Source organism: Andreprevotia sp. IGB-42, assembly GCF_009848685.1.
Classification (GTDB): domain Bacteria; phylum Pseudomonadota; class Gammaproteobacteria; order Burkholderiales; family Chitinibacteraceae; genus Andreprevotia.
The window spans coordinates 18531-36208 of sequence record NZ_WXTX01000005.1 but is presented as its reverse complement, the minus strand read 5'-3'; the positions used below and the strand labels follow the sequence as shown (position 1 = coordinate 36208).

Annotated in this window: 15 protein-coding genes; 8 read left to right on the top strand and 7 right to left on the bottom strand. The window is 62.5% G+C overall.

What is annotated here, in order from left to right:
- Positions 1-26: 26 nt before the first annotated feature.
- Entirely contained in the window at positions 27-473 is a 447-nt protein-coding gene (locus IGB42_RS09020) for an SRPBCC family protein (RefSeq protein ID WP_159670252.1), read from the bottom strand.
- A 340-nt stretch (positions 474-813) separates the two neighbouring features.
- Between IGB42_RS09020 and IGB42_RS09015 the strand changes: the two genes are divergently transcribed.
- Entirely contained in the window at positions 814-1293 is a 480-nt protein-coding gene (locus IGB42_RS09015; RefSeq protein WP_159670250.1) for a VOC family protein, read from the top strand.
- A 226-nt stretch (positions 1294-1519) separates the two neighbouring features.
- A complete protein-coding gene (locus IGB42_RS09010) occupies positions 1520-2155 on the top strand; it encodes a DNA-3-methyladenine glycosylase I (RefSeq protein WP_159670247.1) in 636 nt (211 codons plus the stop codon).
- 56 nt (positions 2156-2211) lie between these two features.
- Here the strand turns inward: IGB42_RS09010 and IGB42_RS09005 are convergent, their stop codons facing one another.
- Positions 2212-2403 (bottom strand): ribbon-helix-helix protein, CopG family, encoded by a 192-nt coding sequence (locus IGB42_RS09005; RefSeq protein ID WP_159670244.1) that lies wholly within the window; start codon positions 2401-2403, stop codon positions 2212-2214.
- Between the two features lie 593 nt (positions 2404-2996).
- Between IGB42_RS09005 and IGB42_RS09000 the strand changes: the two genes are divergently transcribed.
- Positions 2997-3248 carry a DUF433 domain-containing protein gene (locus IGB42_RS09000; RefSeq protein ID WP_159670241.1) on the top strand — a complete coding sequence of 84 codons (252 nt, stop codon included), beginning with the start codon at positions 2997-2999 and terminating at the stop codon, positions 3246-3248.
- 183 nt (positions 3249-3431) lie between these two features.
- On the opposite strand, the gene IGB42_RS08995 is transcribed toward IGB42_RS09000, so the two are convergent.
- The gene (locus IGB42_RS08995; protein WP_159670238.1) at positions 3432-4415 is read right to left on the bottom strand and encodes a hypothetical protein; all 984 of its coding nucleotides are present in this window, start codon (positions 4413-4415) and stop codon (positions 3432-3434) included.
- Positions 4416-4651: 236 nt separating this feature from the next.
- Between IGB42_RS08995 and IGB42_RS08990 the strand changes: the two genes are divergently transcribed.
- Positions 4652-4885, top strand: a complete 234-nt coding sequence (locus tag IGB42_RS08990; RefSeq protein WP_159670235.1) for a helix-turn-helix domain-containing protein — start codon at positions 4652-4654, stop codon at positions 4883-4885.
- 1 nt (position 4886) lies between these two features.
- Positions 4887-5408, top strand: a complete 522-nt coding sequence (locus IGB42_RS08985) for a Clp protease N-terminal domain-containing protein (RefSeq protein ID WP_159670232.1) — start codon at positions 4887-4889, stop codon at positions 5406-5408.
- Between the two features lie 194 nt (positions 5409-5602).
- On the opposite strand, the gene IGB42_RS08980 is transcribed toward IGB42_RS08985, so the two are convergent.
- Positions 5603-8323, bottom strand: coding sequence for a chemotaxis protein CheW (locus IGB42_RS08980; RefSeq protein ID WP_159670229.1), 2721 nt, complete (start codon positions 8321-8323; stop codon positions 5603-5605).
- A gap of 404 nt (positions 8324-8727) precedes the next feature.
- Between IGB42_RS08980 and IGB42_RS08975 the strand changes: the two genes are divergently transcribed.
- The gene (locus IGB42_RS08975; protein WP_159670226.1) at positions 8728-11196 is read left to right on the top strand and encodes a tetratricopeptide repeat protein; all 2469 of its coding nucleotides are present in this window, start codon (positions 8728-8730) and stop codon (positions 11194-11196) included.
- A 90-nt stretch (positions 11197-11286) separates the two neighbouring features.
- Here the strand turns inward: IGB42_RS08975 and IGB42_RS08970 are convergent, their stop codons facing one another.
- A complete protein-coding gene (locus IGB42_RS08970) occupies positions 11287-12261 on the bottom strand; it encodes an NUDIX hydrolase (RefSeq protein WP_159670223.1) in 975 nt (324 codons plus the stop codon).
- A gap of 143 nt (positions 12262-12404) precedes the next feature.
- Here IGB42_RS08970 and IGB42_RS08965 point away from each other — a divergent pair, with 143 nt between their 5' ends.
- Positions 12405-14873, top strand: coding sequence for an SEL1-like repeat protein (locus IGB42_RS08965; protein WP_159670220.1), 2469 nt, complete (start codon positions 12405-12407; stop codon positions 14871-14873).
- Between the two features lie 27 nt (positions 14874-14900).
- Here the strand turns inward: IGB42_RS08965 and IGB42_RS08960 are convergent, their stop codons facing one another.
- Complete coding sequence (locus IGB42_RS08960) at positions 14901-15200, bottom strand: hypothetical protein (RefSeq protein WP_159670217.1); 300 nt, start codon at positions 15198-15200, stop codon at positions 14901-14903.
- A gap of 143 nt (positions 15201-15343) precedes the next feature.
- Entirely contained in the window at positions 15344-16015 is a 672-nt protein-coding gene (locus IGB42_RS08955) for an NAD-dependent epimerase/dehydratase family protein (protein ID WP_159670214.1), read from the bottom strand.
- A 167-nt stretch (positions 16016-16182) separates the two neighbouring features.
- Here IGB42_RS08955 and IGB42_RS08950 point away from each other — a divergent pair, with 167 nt between their 5' ends.
- Complete coding sequence (locus IGB42_RS08950) at positions 16183-17604, top strand: DUF2867 domain-containing protein (RefSeq protein WP_159670211.1); 1422 nt, start codon at positions 16183-16185, stop codon at positions 17602-17604.
- Positions 17605-17678 lie beyond the last annotated feature (74 nt).

The following is a 17678-nucleotide window of genomic DNA, read 5'->3' as shown; positions in this document are numbered from 1 at the left end:
ATACGCAGCCAGCATGATACATAACGCTATTCGCGGATTTCCGGCTCCACCAGCAAGGTCAGCAGTGCCAGCGATTCCTGCCAGCCCAGGTAACACATTTCCACCGGAATCACCTCGGGGATACCTTCCTGCACGATATGCACTTCGGTGCCGCAGAGCACCGGCTTGAGCGTGATCGCCACCTGGATGGTGCCGGGCAGGTTGGGGTCTTCAAACTGATCGGTGTAGCGGATCAGCTCGTTCGGCACCAGCTCCACATACTGCCCGCCAAAAGCATGACTCTGCCCGGTGGTGAAGTTGGTGAACGAGATCTTGTAGCCGCTGCCCACCTTGGCCTCCAGATGGTGCACGGTGGCGGTGAAGCCATGCGGCGCCATCCACTTGGCCAGTGCTTCCGCGGTGAGGAAGGCGCGGTAGACGCGCTCGGGAGGGGCGCGCAATACGCGGTGCAGACGAACAGTGCCGGTAGCCATGACAATAACTCCTGGTAGTTGGATTGGCGTTCATGTTCCTGTAATGGGGATTGCCGCATCTGCCGGGCGGTTTGCTGCCGGATACCGGCGCAGCATGCGCTTGTTGATGGTGTGGGCAAGCCGGCAACGGTGAAAGTTCCGCCAGCGTATGCAGCCATCGTGGCATTGCGCAATCCCGCGCTATCGTGAACACTCATTCTGAAACTTGCAATCGCTACACTGGTCACATAAGCCTTTTGCAAGCACCACCGGCCAACCCATTGCGTTCATGGGCGATGCCGGCAAGCGATGCCCACGAATGCACCGCTGACCTGCCGCCCTTTATCCCAGGAGAACCAGCATGCCCAGCAAGAACACGATTTGCCTCTGGTACAACGGTACCGCTCTGGAAGCCGCACAGTTCTATGCACAAACCTTTCCGGATACGGCAGTGACTGCCGTACACCATGCCCCGGGTGACTACCCGGATGGCAAACAGGGTGATGTGCTGACCGTGGAGTTCACGGTGATGGGTATCCCCTGCCTGGGCCTGAACGGCGGCCCTGCCTTCACGCACGACGAAGCCTTCTCGTTCCAGGTAGCGACCGATGATCAGGAAGAAACAGACCGCTACTGGAACGCCATTGTTGGCAATGGCGGCCAGGAAAGCGCATGTGGCTGGTGCAAGGACAAATGGGGCCTGTCGTGGCAGATCACGCCACGCGTGTTGACGGACGCCTTCACCGATCCGGACCGCGCCGCAGCCAAGCGCGCTTTCGACGCCATGATGGAGATGAGCAGGATCGACATCGCCACCATCGAAGCAGCACGCCGCGGCTAAGCCCGCTGCAAGCGCCAGGCTGGCCGGCCCCATCCCCCGGGGCAAACCGGCCGTGCGCATTGGCCGGCAGGCAATCCACCCTCCTCGCCTCGCAAGCGCAGCGAGCGCTCTGCGCCTTTCAATCAGGCCGCCGCGGCCGATATGATGGAAGGCCACAGCCGATGACTGCCCGGCTTTCCTGCCGGCGCTGGCCATCCGCAGCCTCTCACACGGACACACCCAGGCAATGACCACGACCACCCCGGGCGCCGACGGCCAGCCGCGTTGCCACTGGTGCAGCAGTGCACCGGAATTTCTCGATTATCACGATGTGGAATGGGGCTTTCCCGTCAGCGATGACCAGCGCCTGTTCGAAAAGCTGAGCCTGGAAGCTTTTCAGTCCGGCTTGAGCTGGCGCACCATCCTGAACAAGCGCCCGCATTTCCGTGCCGCGTTCCGTGATTTCGACTTCAACCAGATCGCCCGCTTCACCCGACAGGATGTGGAACGCCTGCTGCAGGATGCCGGCATCGTGCGCCATCGCGGCAAGATCGAGGCGGTAATCAACAACGCCTGTCGGGCGCAGGAGATGGTGGCACGCGAAGGCTCGCTGGCCGCGTTCATCTGGCGCTACGAACCGGACGCGCAGTTGCTGGGCACGCCGCAAACTGTCTCGACCTCGGCCGCGTCCATCGCGCTGTCCAAAGACCTGAAGAAACTGGGCTGGAAGTTTGTCGGCCCCACCACCGTCTACGCCTTCATGCAGGCGATGGGCCTGATCAACGACCATGCCCAAGGCTGCGTGATCCGGGCCCGGGTTGCCCAGGCGCGCGAGGGGTTTGATCGCCCCGCGACGCATGGCGATGCGCAGGCTACAGCCTGATCACCCCTTGATCATCGAAGCCACTGAGGACGGGCAGAAAAATCGCCCGTCCGGTATCATTTCTTTGCTTTACCGGCAGCGCCTGCCGCTTGCGAGCTATAGCTGACACCATGCGCTGCAAGGTATTCACGGATCATCTGCCGCACCACCTGGGAAGGCGTCAGATCCTGCGACGCACACAGTTCCTCAAAAGCCTTTTTCTTGGCCGGGTCGACCAGAACCGTCAAACGGGCTGTCTTGCTTTCCATCCTGCACACCCAGATTTTTATGGTAATCGCATTATAATTTGATGTGCGTAAGCCGGGGAGAATTTTGCTACCCCGGCTAGCTGCCTGCAGCTGCAGGCTTGCAAACGGCTGCAACCATGGCACCAGCCCCTGCCACCCTCTTCTGGCTGCTGCCCGCCAGGGCTTTGCACAAGCCCGTGCCTGCACAAGCCATTCTGCTTGCCAGCATACCGCCCGGCACATTGTTGCTATCTACTCCTGCACACTGCGGCGCTTGCTGCCTTGCACGGCTCTTTTCCGTTGTTTTACGGCTTCCAATCGCGTGGCTGTCTTGCCCGCGTCGCAGGCGGCTGGCGTAGCCATCCCCCCGCATCCATTCCACGCATCCATTTCTAATGAAGTTTGTTTATTGTTATCATGTGATGATAATGAAATGGGTTTCAGGTTGCTGTATCGCACACAGTGAAGTGCTTGCCTGTGTGCTCATCCTGCGGCCAGCCCTTCACGACCACGCTTCAGACCGCATCGGGCCGGCGCATCAGCATGCTGGCGTGTGAGGTGGTCTTCCACGCTACGCAGCCAGCTCACGACAACATTTGGGGTATCAGGCAGTCATGCATACAGATAAATTCCATCTTTATCTCGTCAACGATCCCGCCAGCGGCGCAACCTGCTTTGTCGGCACCCATGTGCCGGTTGCCGATGTGTTGTCCGCCAGTGCCGCAGGGGCATCACTGGAAGCGCTGCAGGCGGTCCACCCCTTCCTGAGCGCGGAATTGCTCGCCATTGCCGACGCATATATGCGCCTTCCCGAATCGGCCAGGCAGTTGCACCCGCTTGCAGATGCCGCACCGGCACACGGATAAACTGCGGCAGCAATAGAAACGGCGTGCTGTGCACGCCGTTTTTTGTTCCACCCTGATCACCGCAATGTTCACTGCAGATGCAACGGCTTACCCGCTACACCTGCCATGTAGTCAGCCCATCAATGAGATGTGCAGCGCCACGATTCCGGAGCATGCAGCCAGGCCATCGGGACGTGGCAACCATCAGGCTGGCACCGGTTCCACATCCGGCCTTGCATTGCGCTTGGGATCGCGCCAGTTGGGCGGGTTGAAGATGGTCACATAAGGCTCGGTTTCCACATGCACGATGCCGAGGAACTGCACCACTTCCTCACGCCCGAACAAACCGTTGGGGTTGATGATGGTGCCGGGCGTGCTGTCGATGAACAGGTAATCGCAGGCATCGCCATTCAGGTAATACCATTCCACCGTGCCCTTGCGGCATACCACGTATTCGTTGACGCACCACAGGTAGAACGGCGGCTCGTAGCCGGCCTGGAAGGTGTAGTAGGTGTAATAGCAATACTTGTAGAAGGACAGCCGGTACTGCGACCAGCTCAACGGCGGGCTGCCCGCCTGGCCGCGGTGATACCAGGTGTAGTACAGCGCCTGATAGTTCTGGATCAGCATCTGTTTCCACAGCGCCTGATCCTGCGAGAACGTCACCTTGTCCACCATGTGGTCGAACAGCGGGTCTTCCTTCACCTTGGGCAGGCCGGGGGCGGCAAAATCAGCCACCGCGGTGGTAATGCCGTTGTAGCTGACCTTGCTGTCCCAGGTTTGCTGCACCAGTGCCGCATCGCTGCTGCCCAGGTTGGCGTTGATGGTATCGAGCTGCAGGCTGAGCGCACGCACGGTGGCATCGTAGCGCGTGGCATACGAGGCAAATTGCGTGTTCAGCGAGCTGGGCGGCGCAGAAATCCAGTTCGCCACCAGGCCAGCCACGAAGCCGGCTGCCGCCTTGCCGGCGCCACCGCCCACTTCCGCCCCCAGTGCAGAGAACAATCCCTGGAAGATTTCCAGCAAAAAGGCAATGCCCGGATCGCTTTCATCCTTGTTGCCCACCAGCAACGCATAGGCATTGAGTATCTTGGGCAGGTGGTGCAGGCAGGCTTCTTCGTTCAGCTCGCGCAAGATGCTGAGGTTGCTGCGGGCTAGGGCAATCTGGTCTGGCGTTGGCGTAGACATACAGGCTCCTGGATGGGGTACGGTCATGGGGTAAGGGCTACCCGGGTGGCATGGCGGCTGAGCGCATCATAATGCAAATGGCTGTCGAGGGGATTGCATTGGGGTTGCGAAGGCTGACAGCACACGCACTGCATGCCGCTGCATGAGTGCTGCCACATTCGCCTGCCTCCAGCCCTCCCTTCATCTCCTCGTCAACAAAAGTTGACAACATCAAAATCGTCAACCATAGTTGACGAATGATCATCCCCCACCCCCTTCCCGCGGCCGACAACCCTGCCGAGGCACTGGCCGCCGTCGTGGCCTTGCGCCTGCTTGCAGACCAGCTGGAACGCAACGCCGTAGCGCATGCCATTGCGCAGGGCTGGTCATGGACACAAGTGGCCGAGGCACTCGGCGTTTCAAAGCAGGCCGCACACAAGCGGCTGGCTGGCACCCTGCCCCCCATTGATTTGCCTGACCAGGAGCGTTGACATGCTACGTCGCCTCACACAGCGCATCAGCGACATGCGCACCATCAAGGTCCTGTGCACGGATGCCGAAAAGCACGCCAATGCAGCGGGGCAGACAGAACCGGGACTGGAGCACTTCGTACTGGCGGCGCTGGCCTTGCCCGACGGTAGCGCACGCCGGGCGTTCGAGCGCATCGGCGCAGATCCGGCGCAATTTACCGCTGCCATTGCCCGGCAATACGCAGATGCGCTGAACAGCATCGGCATTGCCGCATCACCGCTGGATACGCAAGGCGATACCGCCGCCATTGCCCCCGGCAAGGGCCCGTATCAAGCCAAGCCAGCGGTGCAATCATTGATGCAGCAACTGGCCAGCCGGCCGGGAAGCCACGCGGCCGAACCCTTGCTGGGTGCGCATGTGATTGCAGTGGCAGCCGCCGCCCGCTTCGGCGTGGCACCGCGTGCACTGAAAGCGATGGGGATCGATCTGCAGGCATTGATCAACGCCACGCAGGATGAATTGCGGACGGCCACCGCCCGCTGATCGCAGCGGCCACCGCCCGCCACAGGTGCCTGGCAATCAGTCACGGCGCGGGCAGCGCTTCCCGGCCATTCCGGAACCCCTTGTAACAGGCGGTTGCCAGCTGCAGTGCCCTCTATCGGCAGCCCGTATCTGACTGCATTACCCGGGCGTTCCGGCATCATCCCCCGTCAACACGCCTTGCCGGCGATCCCGCCCTAAACCCCTTCCCCCATCAACCGCAGCGGCGCCGCCCCGGGCAGGCCGGCCACGATGCGCTCGCCATTGCGTTCCGGCAGCAGCGGCGCATTCCAGGTGGACAGCAGCTCGGGCGCACGGCCCATCACGCGGTCGCGGATGCGCTCCACCGACAGCACGATCAGGATGCCCTCGCGCCCCTGGGCCGGGTCTGGTCGCACCACGCTTTCCGCCAGCGGCATCTGGCCGGGGAAGAGGCCGCCAATGGCATCGATCTGCCGCAATGGTATTTCCAGCGTATCGGCCAGCGCATGCGCCAGCACGCCAAATTGCACGCCATCGCGCCCACGCATGATCACCACCTGGCGGTAATCGGTTTCATCCACGCTGCGGCCAAAGCGCAGCTGTTCCTTCAGATCGAACACCGGCACCGGGCTGCCGTTGCGCATCACCACGCCACGCACTGCGGCGGGCATGCCGGGCAACGGGGTGATATGGGTGGCATCCACCGCCTCCACCACTTCATCGCAGGGCACGCCCAGCCATTCGCCGCCGATCTGGAAGGTAGCCACCTGCGCCACTTCCTCGGTGCGTTCCAGCGGGCGCTGCGCGGTACTGCGCACCCGGTCATGCCGGGCCGTTTGCGCAGCGGCCTGCACGGCGCCGAGCGGAATCAGCACCAGCGCGATCAGTTCATTGCGGTAGGCATCTTCCGCCGCCTTGTATTCGCGGTAGCCGGTAGAAGGGCAACTGCCCACCGCGTAGTACTGGCCATCCAGCGCCACGATGCTGGCGCTGCGTTGCCCGGCAGCCTGCTGCAGCAGCTTGCCATCCAGTGCCAGCGTGCTGCCCGGCGGAAAAGCGCCATCGCTGCACGCCACCACGCGGCCATTGCGCTCGACAAATGCGGCAAAGCCCTGTGGCCCGCCCACCGCTGTAGCGCTGGGCGGGCGCGCCGGCAGTGCATCGGCCAGCATGGCGGCAAATTGCGGTGCCGCATCGAACACGATGCCGATACCGCCCACCACGCTGTTGCTACCCGGCGCAAACACCGGCGCGGCATAGATATAGGTATGGCGGCCGCTATACAGCGGCGTGGCGGCAAAGGCCGACACCACGTATTGCTGCGGCTGGCACAATGCCAGCGTGCGGCCCACCCATTCCTCGCCTATCGCCTGCCCCACCACGCCCGCGTAATTGGCATTGGATACCGCCACGGCCAGCCCATGGCGGTCGAACACCACCAGGTTGTCGTACACGGTATACAGGCTGTTGATGAGCTTGAGCGTGGCGGTAATCTGCTCGCGCGTGGCGCTGCTGCGCGGGTCGCTCGCCAGGCATTCGGCAAACTGGTGCGTCAGTGCCCACCAGCGGCAATCGTTGGCGCGCTCGTACAGGTTGCGGTCCATGATATCGATGGCCAGCGCGGCAAAGAATTCGCTGTCGCCCAGCACTGCGGACACCACCGTCTCGTGCAGGTTGGCGATGGATTGTGCAAACACATCGCTGGTTTGCAGGCCGGTGCGGCCGATCTCGCTCAGCAACACCTTGCTGAAGGTGGCGTTGTTGTTGTCCTCGCGGCTTTGCAGTACGCGGCCATTCCATACCGAGCGGTTCAGCTCGCGCTGGATGCGCTCCGCCTGCTGCGGAATGCCGCGCAACTCGGCAGAAAACAGCGCCGGGCTGTGCATCACCGCATCGATCAGCGCACGATCCAGCTGCGCCAGCCGGCCGGCATCGCTGCCCTCGGCAGTATCGGCAAAGGCGTGCTCCAGCGGCACCATCACATGGCCCAGCCAGCCGGGGCCACCATAGCCCTGGTAACCGGCAGTGGCGCGGGTAACCGCCAGGTATTCACGCCCGCCAAAGCGGATCACCCTGCAAGCCTCGTCCAGCACCGGCTCCACGCGGCTGGCCAGCGGCAGTTGTTGTGCGTCCGACGTGGCCACCACGTGGCCGGCCGTGTCGATCAATGCAAACAGCGACCAGTCGTCGCTGCCGCGCAGGTTGGCAAAAATGCGTTCGCTTTCGTTATCGAAGCGGAAGCTCAGGCACAGCACGCCCAGCGGGCGCTGGCTCTTTTCATCGCTGATGCGGTAGGCATAGCGCAGCACCGCGCCACGCTGCGGAAACAGATCGGATACGCCAAAGTGCTCGACATACGCGGCACGGGTGCTCAATGCCTCTGCCACCACGGGGTCGTGCGTTTGCCCGACACTCACGCGCGCATCCAGCCGCGCCAGCACGCGGCCATCCGGTGTCAGCAATACGATATCGTCGTAGACCGAATACTTCTCTACATAGGCCCGGAAGCGCGCCACGATGGCAGCGCGCCGCACCGCCAGCCCGTCGTCCGCATCCGGATCAACAGCGCCGCCCGCCCCCGCGGCAAACTGGCGCAACGCATCATCGATGGCCAGGAAACCGATATCCGCAGTGCGCTCGAACAGGTTGCGCGTCAGGATATCCACCGCCACCTGCGCGCGCGAACCCAGCTCCTGCACCAGCTTGCGGCGCATTTCCAGCCCCAGCTTGTTCAGCAGCACCGTGGTCAGCTCGGCAAATGCCTGCCGCGTGCCCACCATATCCGTCGCCATGCCGGACAACTGCCCCAGCAATGCCAGGTTGTCCCACACCGCCTGCAGCCGCTGCAGCATCTCGCGGTATTCATTCACGCTGCCCATATGGCGGATCAGCGGACGCAGGCTGGCATCGATCTCGATACCCTTGTAACTGGTCATGCAGGCTCCGGATTGCTGAATCTGGAAGAGATGGAATGCGTGCAACTTTGTTTTCAACAAGCAGAAGCCATGCCCGTGCAGGACAAGGTGCACAACACTGAAATAACAACCATCGAATCAAGCAGATAACTTCAACCGCAACGGTGACGCAGCGACGGCAATTTGCATACAACGCACCGCCGCAGTGCCTGTGCACCGCGGTGGTGACAAACGCTGGTGCACATTTCCCTTCGCCGCCATTCTCCCGGCCGGCAGGCCTGTATCACCGACCGGCAAGCTCCGGCTCCCGGCCCCACGCTCGATACAGCGCGCGGCAATACCCCGCCAGACATCAGCGCTGCCTTGCCGGGGCTCAAAACTCACGGGCAGAATGACGCCCCTACCCCGCCCGCCGCCTGCAAGCCATGACCAGAAGAACCCTGCTCGCCCTGTTGCTGACTGCAGCGCTGGCCACCCCCGCCCATGCCGACCTCAGCGATGGCATCTATGCCTATCAGTTCGATGATTACGCACAGGCGCTGAAGGAATTCCGCCCGCTGGCCGAGCAGGGCGATGCACAAGCGCAGTTTGCGCTGGGAACGATGTATATGGACGGCCACGGCGTGCCCGTGGATAACGCGCTGGCTGCCCGCTGGCTGCGCAAGGCGGCAGATCAGGGCATGGCCGGCGCACAGAACAATCTGGGCAAACTGTACGAACAGGGCCTGGGGGTATCTACCGACCTGCCGCTTGCTGCCAGCCTGTATCGCAAGGCGGCTGAGCAAGGCTTTGCCCAAGCCCAGTTCAATCTGGCCATGCGGTATGCCGAGGGCGAGGGCGTGCCACAAGACGACAGCCAGGCGGCGCTCTGGCTGCGCAAGTCAGCGGATCAGCGCATGGCAGTCGCTCAGAACAATCTGGGCGCAATGTATGCCAGTGGTCGTGGCGTGCCCAAGGATACCGGGCAGGCCGCGGCGCTGTACCGCAAAGCGGCCGAACAAGGTCATGCCCATGCCCAATTCAACCTAGGGCTTGCGTACGAACAGGGTAATGGCGTTGCTACCGATATGCAGCAGGCCATCCGGTGGTATCGCAAAGCGGCCGAACAGGGCCATGTCAGCGCCCAGATCAGCCTGGGGCTTGCGTACGAGCAGGGTAATGGCATCGATAGCGATGTGCAGCAGGCCTTCGAGTGGTATCGCAAAGCGGCCGAACAGGGCAATGCCTACGCCCAGAACAATATGGGTACCCTGTATTCAGGCGGGATTGCTGTTTCCAGGGATATGCAGCAGGCGCTGGTCTGGTTCAAAAAAGCGGCTGAACAAGATTACCCCGAGGCGCAGTACAACCTGGGCCGTTTGTTTGAACGGGGTGAGGGAACGGCAGCGGATGTACAGCAAGCTGCAGCCTGGTATCGCAAGGCTGCCATGCAAGGCGTCCCTGCGGCCATGCTGAAGCTGGGCCTGCTTTACCTGCAGGACGAAGGCAAGCTGAAAGACGATGCCCAAGCGTTGGCATGGATCAGCAAAGCAGCCGGAACGGGGCTTGCCCAGGCACAGTACACACTGGCACAGATGTACCGGCAAGGCAGGGGCGTCGCCAACGATGCCGGCAAAGCCGCAAGCTGGTATCAAAAAGCGGCCGCACAGGGCGACACACTGGCGCAGCTCGATCTGGCCTTGCTGTATGCCAGCGGGAACGGAGTCGAGAAAAACCCGGCCATTGCCGCGGTGTGGTTACGCAAGGCGGCAGAAGCAGGCAATCCGCTGGCACAACGCGAAGTCGCCAGGATGTACCTGCAAGGCCGGGACCTGCCCAAAGACGAAAAACAGGGCATTGCGTGGCTGCAGAAAGCGGCGGATCAGGGCTTTGCCGATGCCCAGCTTGACTTGGGCCAGCTGTATGCAAATGGCCAGGGCACACCCAAAGACATGGGCCTGGCGGGGCTATGGTTGCGCAAGGCAGCCGAGCAGGGCCTGCCGGAAGCGCAATTCGAAATGGGCATGTTGTACAGCAACGGGAACGCCTGGGCTGCCGATGCAAAGCTGGCGGCCGATTGGCATGAAAAAGCCGCGCAGCAGGGCTATGCACCAGCACAAGCCATGTTGGGCATGAGCTATGACAGCGGCGAGGGACGCAAGCAGGATTATGCACAGGCAGCCGCCTGGTATCGCAAGGCAGTGGCGCAAGGCAATGCGATGGCTCATTTTCAGCTGGGCTTGCTGCATGAAGATGGTCGAGGTGTGCCACAGGACGATGCAGAGGCTGCCCGGCTATACGCGCCTGCGGCCAATTACGGTCTGGCGGCGGCCCAGTTCAATCTGGGGTCGCTCTATCTTCATGGCCGTGGCGTGGCGCAGGATGATGCCGCTGCCGCCGCGTGGTTCCGGCGCGCGGCGTTGCAAGGCCATCCAGAAAGCCAGTACAACCTGGCCTACTTGTATTCGCTCGGCCAAGGGGTGGAACAAGACCATGCCCAAGCGCTGTACTGGGACCGCAAAGCAGCCGAACAAGGCGATGCCATGGCGCAGGACAGCCTGGGCAAGCACTACGAGCGGGGCGAAGGCGTAAAGCGGGATATCCGCAGCGCCATCAGTTGGTACCGCAAGGCAGCTGCGCAGGGGCTGTCATCCGCACAGAACAATCTGGCGATGCTGTTCGAGCGTGGCGATGGCGTAAAGCGCAATCTGGTCGTCAGCCATGCGCTATTGATGCTGGCAATCAGCAACGATCAATCCCGCGACCCCGTGCTGGTGCAAAATCGCCAAGCCACACAAAAACAGATGAGCGCCCAAGAAATCACCCGGGCTGAGCAGTTGGCGGCAGCATGGGCGAAAAGCAACAACCTGCTTGCCGCGCTGGATGCTTACCTGAACACCGCTGCGTCCAGATAACGCGGCAGGCCAAACCGCAACCAGGCAGCATCCTGCAACCGTCGCTTCCAAGCCGCACGACTGCGCAGGCAGACGGGTAGCACGCGATGGTCAGAAGTTGCCGAACCCGCCAGTCCCCTCTTGCCGCCGCGCATTGAATTCCGCTTCGGATTGCATTTCCATATCCATGAAGCCCTGCGCGGAAGGGCGCGGCGGCACCTGCTGCTGGACAGGCGGGAGCACATGTTGCTGCACCGGCAACGGCGGCATGGCGTTGTAAGCCTCGTCGGCAATACTTTGCTGGTATGGCGACGTATGACGGGAGGTGAACGGCGGCGGCATCAACCCATCCCGCGCTTGCTGGTAATTGGTCTGCGCTGCGTGGAAGACCTGGCTGTCATTGACCAGCTGCTGCTGCGCAAATTGCATCGTATGCCAGCCCATGCGCTCGTCGACATCCTGCCGGGTAACCTGCAAGTTCTGCTGTCCGGCGTGCGCCATGAAGCTTTGCGTGAGGTGCTGCTGCACATTGCTTGTGGTCAGCGGCGTCGGCGTGTTCAGCTCGGTCAGGCTGGGCATGAAGTGGCCGCTCATCTCGCGCGTTTCCTGCCCATGCTGGTCACCGCTGTTTACCGGCGTGTGCGGCTGCACCACGGAAGTGAACAGATGCTGCTGATATCTGCCTGCATCCACCGACGGGTGCTGCGTGTGCGAGCCGGGCATCATCTGGAAATGGCCCTGGCTTTCTTCATGGGTCTCCCTGCGCACCGTATCGACATGGGTTTCACCGCGATCGACATTGCCGCCAAACAATGACGGAACTTGCGGCTGCGGGCGTCCGGTATAAGCATTGTGTGGCGCCTGAACCGGAAAAACATATGGCCCTTCCTGCATCCGGGTCAGGCTGTGCGATTTTTCCTGCTGGGGCCGCTGCCCGCCACCGCCTCTTCCGCCACCACGCCCCCCCTTGTTCCAAGACATGCCCGGTCTCCTAATAAATGCAGATTGCATGATCAAACACGCGTATCTGTATAGGATGCCTGCCGCCCGGCGACAAGGCAGGCCGGTTGTTTCCCCGGTTTGCAAAGCCAGCCGCTCACGGCATCCACGACCTAAGCGCGGTGCATCGCAAAACGGGCCACACAGCCACCCCGCCAACCATCAGTCGTTGCTTGCCGGGGCTCAAAACTCACGGGCAGAATGACGACCCCGCCCGCCGCCTGCAAGCCATGACCAGAAGAACCCTGCTCGCCCTGTTGCTGACCACCGCGCTGGCCACCCCCGCCCATGCCGACCTCAGCGATGGTGTCTATGCCTATCAGTTCGATGATTACGCACAGGCGCTGAAGGAATTCCGCCCGCTGGCCGAGCGTGGCGATGCACAAGCGCAGTTTGCGTTGGGAACGATGTATCTGGACGGCCACGGCGTGCCGCAAGACGACGCACAGGCTGCGCGCTGGTTCCGCAAGGCGGCGGACCAGGGCCTTGCGGCAGGCCAGAACAGCCTGGCAGTCCTTTACGAGAGCGGCCGTGGCGTGCCCAAGGATCTGGCGCTGGCGCTCAAGCTGTATGGCGAGGCGGGTGTACAGGGTTCGGCCAGTGCGCAGAACAATCTGGGCGTGCTATATGCCGATGGCGTGGGGGTAGCCCAGGATGCGGCATTGGCATTGGAATGGTTCAACAAGGCCGCCGCGCAAGGCTACCTGGAGGCGCAATTCAATCTGGGCCGCATGTACGATCTGGGCCTGGGCATGAAGCCGGACAAGCAACAGGCTGCAGCGTGGTACCGCAAGGCGGCCACGCAGGGCAATCCCCGGGCCATGTACAAGCTGGGCATGGTCTACCTGCCCGAAGATGGCCAGGCAGGCGATGAAACACAAGCGCTGCAGTGGATTCGCAAGTCAGCCGATCTGGGCCTGCCTGAAGCGCAATACACGCTGGCCCAGCTATACCGGCAGGGCATGAGCATGCCGGCAGATGCCGCGCAGGCGGCCATCTGGTACCGCAAGGCGGCCGATCAGGGGCTGGTGCAGGCGCAAGTCCATCTGGCCATGATGTACAACACCGGCGCCGGGGTCGACACGGATCCGGCGCAAACCGCAGCATGGATGCGCAAGGCTGCGGAACAGGGCAATGCCCTTGCGCAGGACGAGCTGGGCTACCTGTACCTGCAAGGCAAGGGCGTGCCACAGGATGACCAGTTGGCTGTCATGTGGTTTCAGAAGGCGGTCGACCAGGGCCACGCCCAGGCCCAGAACGACCTGGGCATCCTGTATATGTCCGGGCGTGGCGTGGACAAGGATGAAGAACAGGCCGCCGTGCTCTACGGCAAAGCCGCCGCACAGGATAACGTCGATGCGCAATTCAATCTGGGCCGCGCCTACGAGGCGGGCAGCGGCGTGGCGCAGGATGACGCAACAGCGATCAGTTGGTACCGCAAGGCCGCGCTGCACGGTTCGGTGCGGGCCCAGGCGCAGCTTGGCCGGATGTATTTCCATGGCCCGGAGGCGGTCCATGATGATGCCGAAGCCGTCATCTGGCTGCGCAAGGCCGCGCAGAGCGGCGATGCCGAAGCGCAATTCAATCTTGGATATGCCTATAGCACCGGCCGCGGCACGGCAACGGACCATGCTGCTGCGGCGCGCCTGTATCAGTTGGCGGCGGAACAGGGCATCGCGCTGGCCCAGTACAATCTGGGCATCGCCTTCTCGGCCGGGCTCGGCGTGAACAAGGACATGCAGAAGGCCGGCAGCTGGCTCACCAAGGCTGCCGAACAGAATCTGCCGGAAGCCATCACCGCATTGGGTACGCTGTATGCCGAAGGGCGGGGCCGGCCGGCAGATCCGGAAGGGGCTGCCAACTGGTATGAGCAAGCTGCGAACCAGGGTTATGCCCCCGCCCAGGTCAGGCTTGGATGGTGCTATGAGACGGGCGCCGGCCGCGAACAGGATTACAGCCAGGCCATCGACTGGTACCTCAAGGCGGCCGACCAGGGCAACACCTCGGCCCACGTGCAACTTGGCTTGCTGCGAGAATCCGGCCGCGGCATGGAGCAGGATCATGCCGAAGCTGCCCGGCTCTACCGGATCGCCGCGGATGCGGGCCTGGCCGTCGCCCAGGTCAACCTGGGCCTGCTCTATTTCAATGGCCGTGGCGTCGCACAGGATGAGGCAACAGCTATTGCCTGGTTCAAGCGTGCGGCGATGCAAGGCTTGGCGGAGGGGCAACAAAAACTGGGCTATGTGTACTTATATGGTCAAGGGGTAAACCGCGACTATGCCCAGGCATTGCACTGGTACCGCAAAGCAGCTGACCAGGGCAATGCGCTGGCCCAGAATGCCATTGGCCTCATGTATCAGAATGGCGAAGGCGTAAAACAGGATATCAAGACGGCGATCAGCTGGTTCCGCAAGTCTGCAGCACAAGGCTCAGCTGGCGCGCAAAACAACCTGGGGCGGTTTTATCAATCCGGGAAAGGCGTACCACGCAATCTGGTCGTTGCCTATGCGCTATATACATTGGCCATCACCAATAGCCGCACTGAAAGCGAGATTCCCGCGAAAAACCGCCAGGATCTGGCAATGGTGATCGGCAGCAAGGGGGCGGATCAAGGCGAAAAACTGGCTCTCTCCTGGGCGGAAAGCACTGACCTGCTCGCCGCGCTGGATGCGTATGCAAAAACGGTCAGATCAAAATAGCCCCGGGGCAGAGCCTGACGCCGTGAATCAGCCCTTGGTTCCTGCTTGGGCCTTTTCCCGTGCCTTGCGATGGGCGTTCCGCCAGAGCCAGTAAAACGGCGTGGTATGTATGGTTGCCAGCAACAGGGCAAACAAGATCTGCTTCAATGGCCGGCCTTCGCTGATCATGAAGGCCAGCACAGCCAGCATCAGGGAACCGCACGGCACCAGCACGGCAGCAATCAGGAACCCGTTACGCAACCACGCGCTATGTGGCTCGCTGATGCCGTCTTCGTCCTCGTGGCGGCTGGGCGCAAGATTGAACACATCGCGCGGAATGTACGCCACTTCCTCAAGTGTCTCTGGCGTAGCCGTTTTCTCTGCCTTTCTTTACGCGGGCACGCTGGTCGCTGCCCTGCTGGCCAGAATATGATCGTCGGGCACTTCGACATACAGGTTACCAAACTCGATTTTCTTGCTCATGGTGTCGATTACGATAGATAAAAGAAACTGCCAACGCCCGCCCGCTGGCTGGTTTCCAGCGCCAGCCGGTGCATCCTGGCAATGTCGCGGACATTCACAACGGGGAAGGACAGCCGGGGGCAACCCGGATTGATGGAGGCATAGTGGATCGCGGCATCCGCCGTGCACAGGTAATCACGCGCGGCACGCTCGGCCAGCGTTTTCGAGCGGATATACGCGCTGACGCCTGGCGCATCCGGGATGCTCCGGTCCGCCTCCGTGAACGCGGCCACGCGGCCCGGGTCGTGGCCGGCAACGATGGCCGCGATCGACGAGGTGTGCACAAAGCGCGGCACCCCGGCCGCAATGGCCGCCTGCAACACGCGCATCGTTCCCGCCACAGCCGGCTGGATCAGCGCGTCCGCATCCTGCGGATCACGGATCGGAAACGGCGAAGCCAGATGCAGCACGCCGTCCACCCCGGCGCAGGCATTGGCCCATCCCTCATCCGCCAGCAGATCTGCTTCAACCATGGGCAGCCCGGCAATATCGCAGTGCTGCGCAAGCGTAGTGCGGATTTCCGCAGCCTTCTCCGGCGCACGCAAAGGGCCCCGCACCCGGTAACCATGGCGCAGCAGTTCAAGCGCGCAATGCTTGGCGATAAAGCCGGAAATACCGGTAACAAGGATGGTCTTGGTCATGATCTGGTCGAGGTGATCTGATCGGGGAGATCGGCGTCCGGCGCTGGCAAACCGGCTACACCATGTGGCGTGGGCCGCAGGAAAACGGCAGGGTTGCTCCCCGCTGCTACAGATAGCACAATCATCCCCGTCGGTGCCGCTTTTTCCATCCAGCCCAAGGGCCTGCCATGCCGGAATTCAAGCAAGTGATCCGCACTTTTCCCTCCGCGCGCATTCCGTCGCAGACGGGTGGTTTGCCGGTGGAAGTCTCGCTGATTGCCCAACTGGGCCATGGCGCGGGCGATCATGTGTATGAAGGCGTGTTCGCACGGCAGAAAGCACATGACGAATACGTGGACGAACTGGATGAGCCATCCGCCCGGCTGGGTGCCACCGACTTTGCCAGGGGCGATGCCACCGCGCTGTATTCGTTCTCGGTCGGCCCGAACGGGCACCCGTTCCACCGCCATGCCGGCCACCGCATCTTTACCGCGATATCCGGCAGTGGCGGCGCGCAACTGCGCTTCAGCACCGCCGCGCCCGAGCAGCTGGCGCACAACCCGCAGCATTTTTTCGATTGCCTGCAATGCATCAATATCCCGCCGGACAGCCTGTTCACCGTGCGCTTCGGCGGCGAAACCTGGCACCAGTTCGCCCCGCTGGCCGGCAGACTGCACCCTGCGTTTTTCGCGCTGTCGTGCCATACCGACGAACTGGGCGGCAATCTGCCGGATGCGTTGCGTGCGCAGGTGCTGGCCAACCTGGCCACCATTCCGTCACTGACCGAGCTATTGCCGCAAAATGTGCAGGATTTGCTGACGCAAACGCCACTGGCGCACCGCCAGTTGCCCACCATCACGCTATCGCTCGATGCGCCACCCGGCTCGCTGCAGCACCTGCTGTGCAGAACCGCCCGCTGCAGCAGCGGCCTGGTACGCGGGCGCTGGGGCCGCTGGCGTGGCACCACCGGTTTTCTGGCAGACAACGGCGCGCGCCATGCGGTGGAAGAAATGGCCGCCCCACCCGCCCATTCGCTGTTGCTGGGCCAGTTGGCCGATCTGCCGCTATATCACCAGGACACCTTCAGCCTGACGCTGCCGGCGGCCAATCTGCCCAGCCGCAGCGCGCATGCATTGCTGGCCGGCTTGCTGGAAGGCTTTCTGCAAAACGCCCCCCCGGGCGTATCGCGCATGATGGCATTCCGCAACCTGCTGGTGCGGCCGATGGGGCTGCGCACCTCCACGCTGGGCTGTCCGGTATCGTCGTTGCTGTCTGCCAACCGCGAACAGCTGTTCGACAACCGCTTTCCGGTCCTGGCGCAGGCCAGCACGCCAGACGACCGCCTGGCGCAAGTGGTACTGGGTGCGGACGATAAACACCTGCTGTTCCGCTCGTGCGCCGCCGTGGAAATCCTCGATGGCAGCGTGCGCTTCACACTGGGCACACGCGTGCATTGCAAGAACCTGTTCGGCCGCTTCTACATGAGCGCCATCGACCGCGCACACCGCGGCTATGTCGCCCCCACCATGCTGCGCCAGGCAGTAGCGCATGTGGCAGAACGGCAAGCCCGGGCCAGTGTGAATGCGTTGCCGCAATGGGCAAGCGCCTGATCCACCAGCAGCACCTTCAGCAAACCCGCCCCGCTCCTGCCTGCAAGCCGGACAGCAACCCGACCTGACCGGCC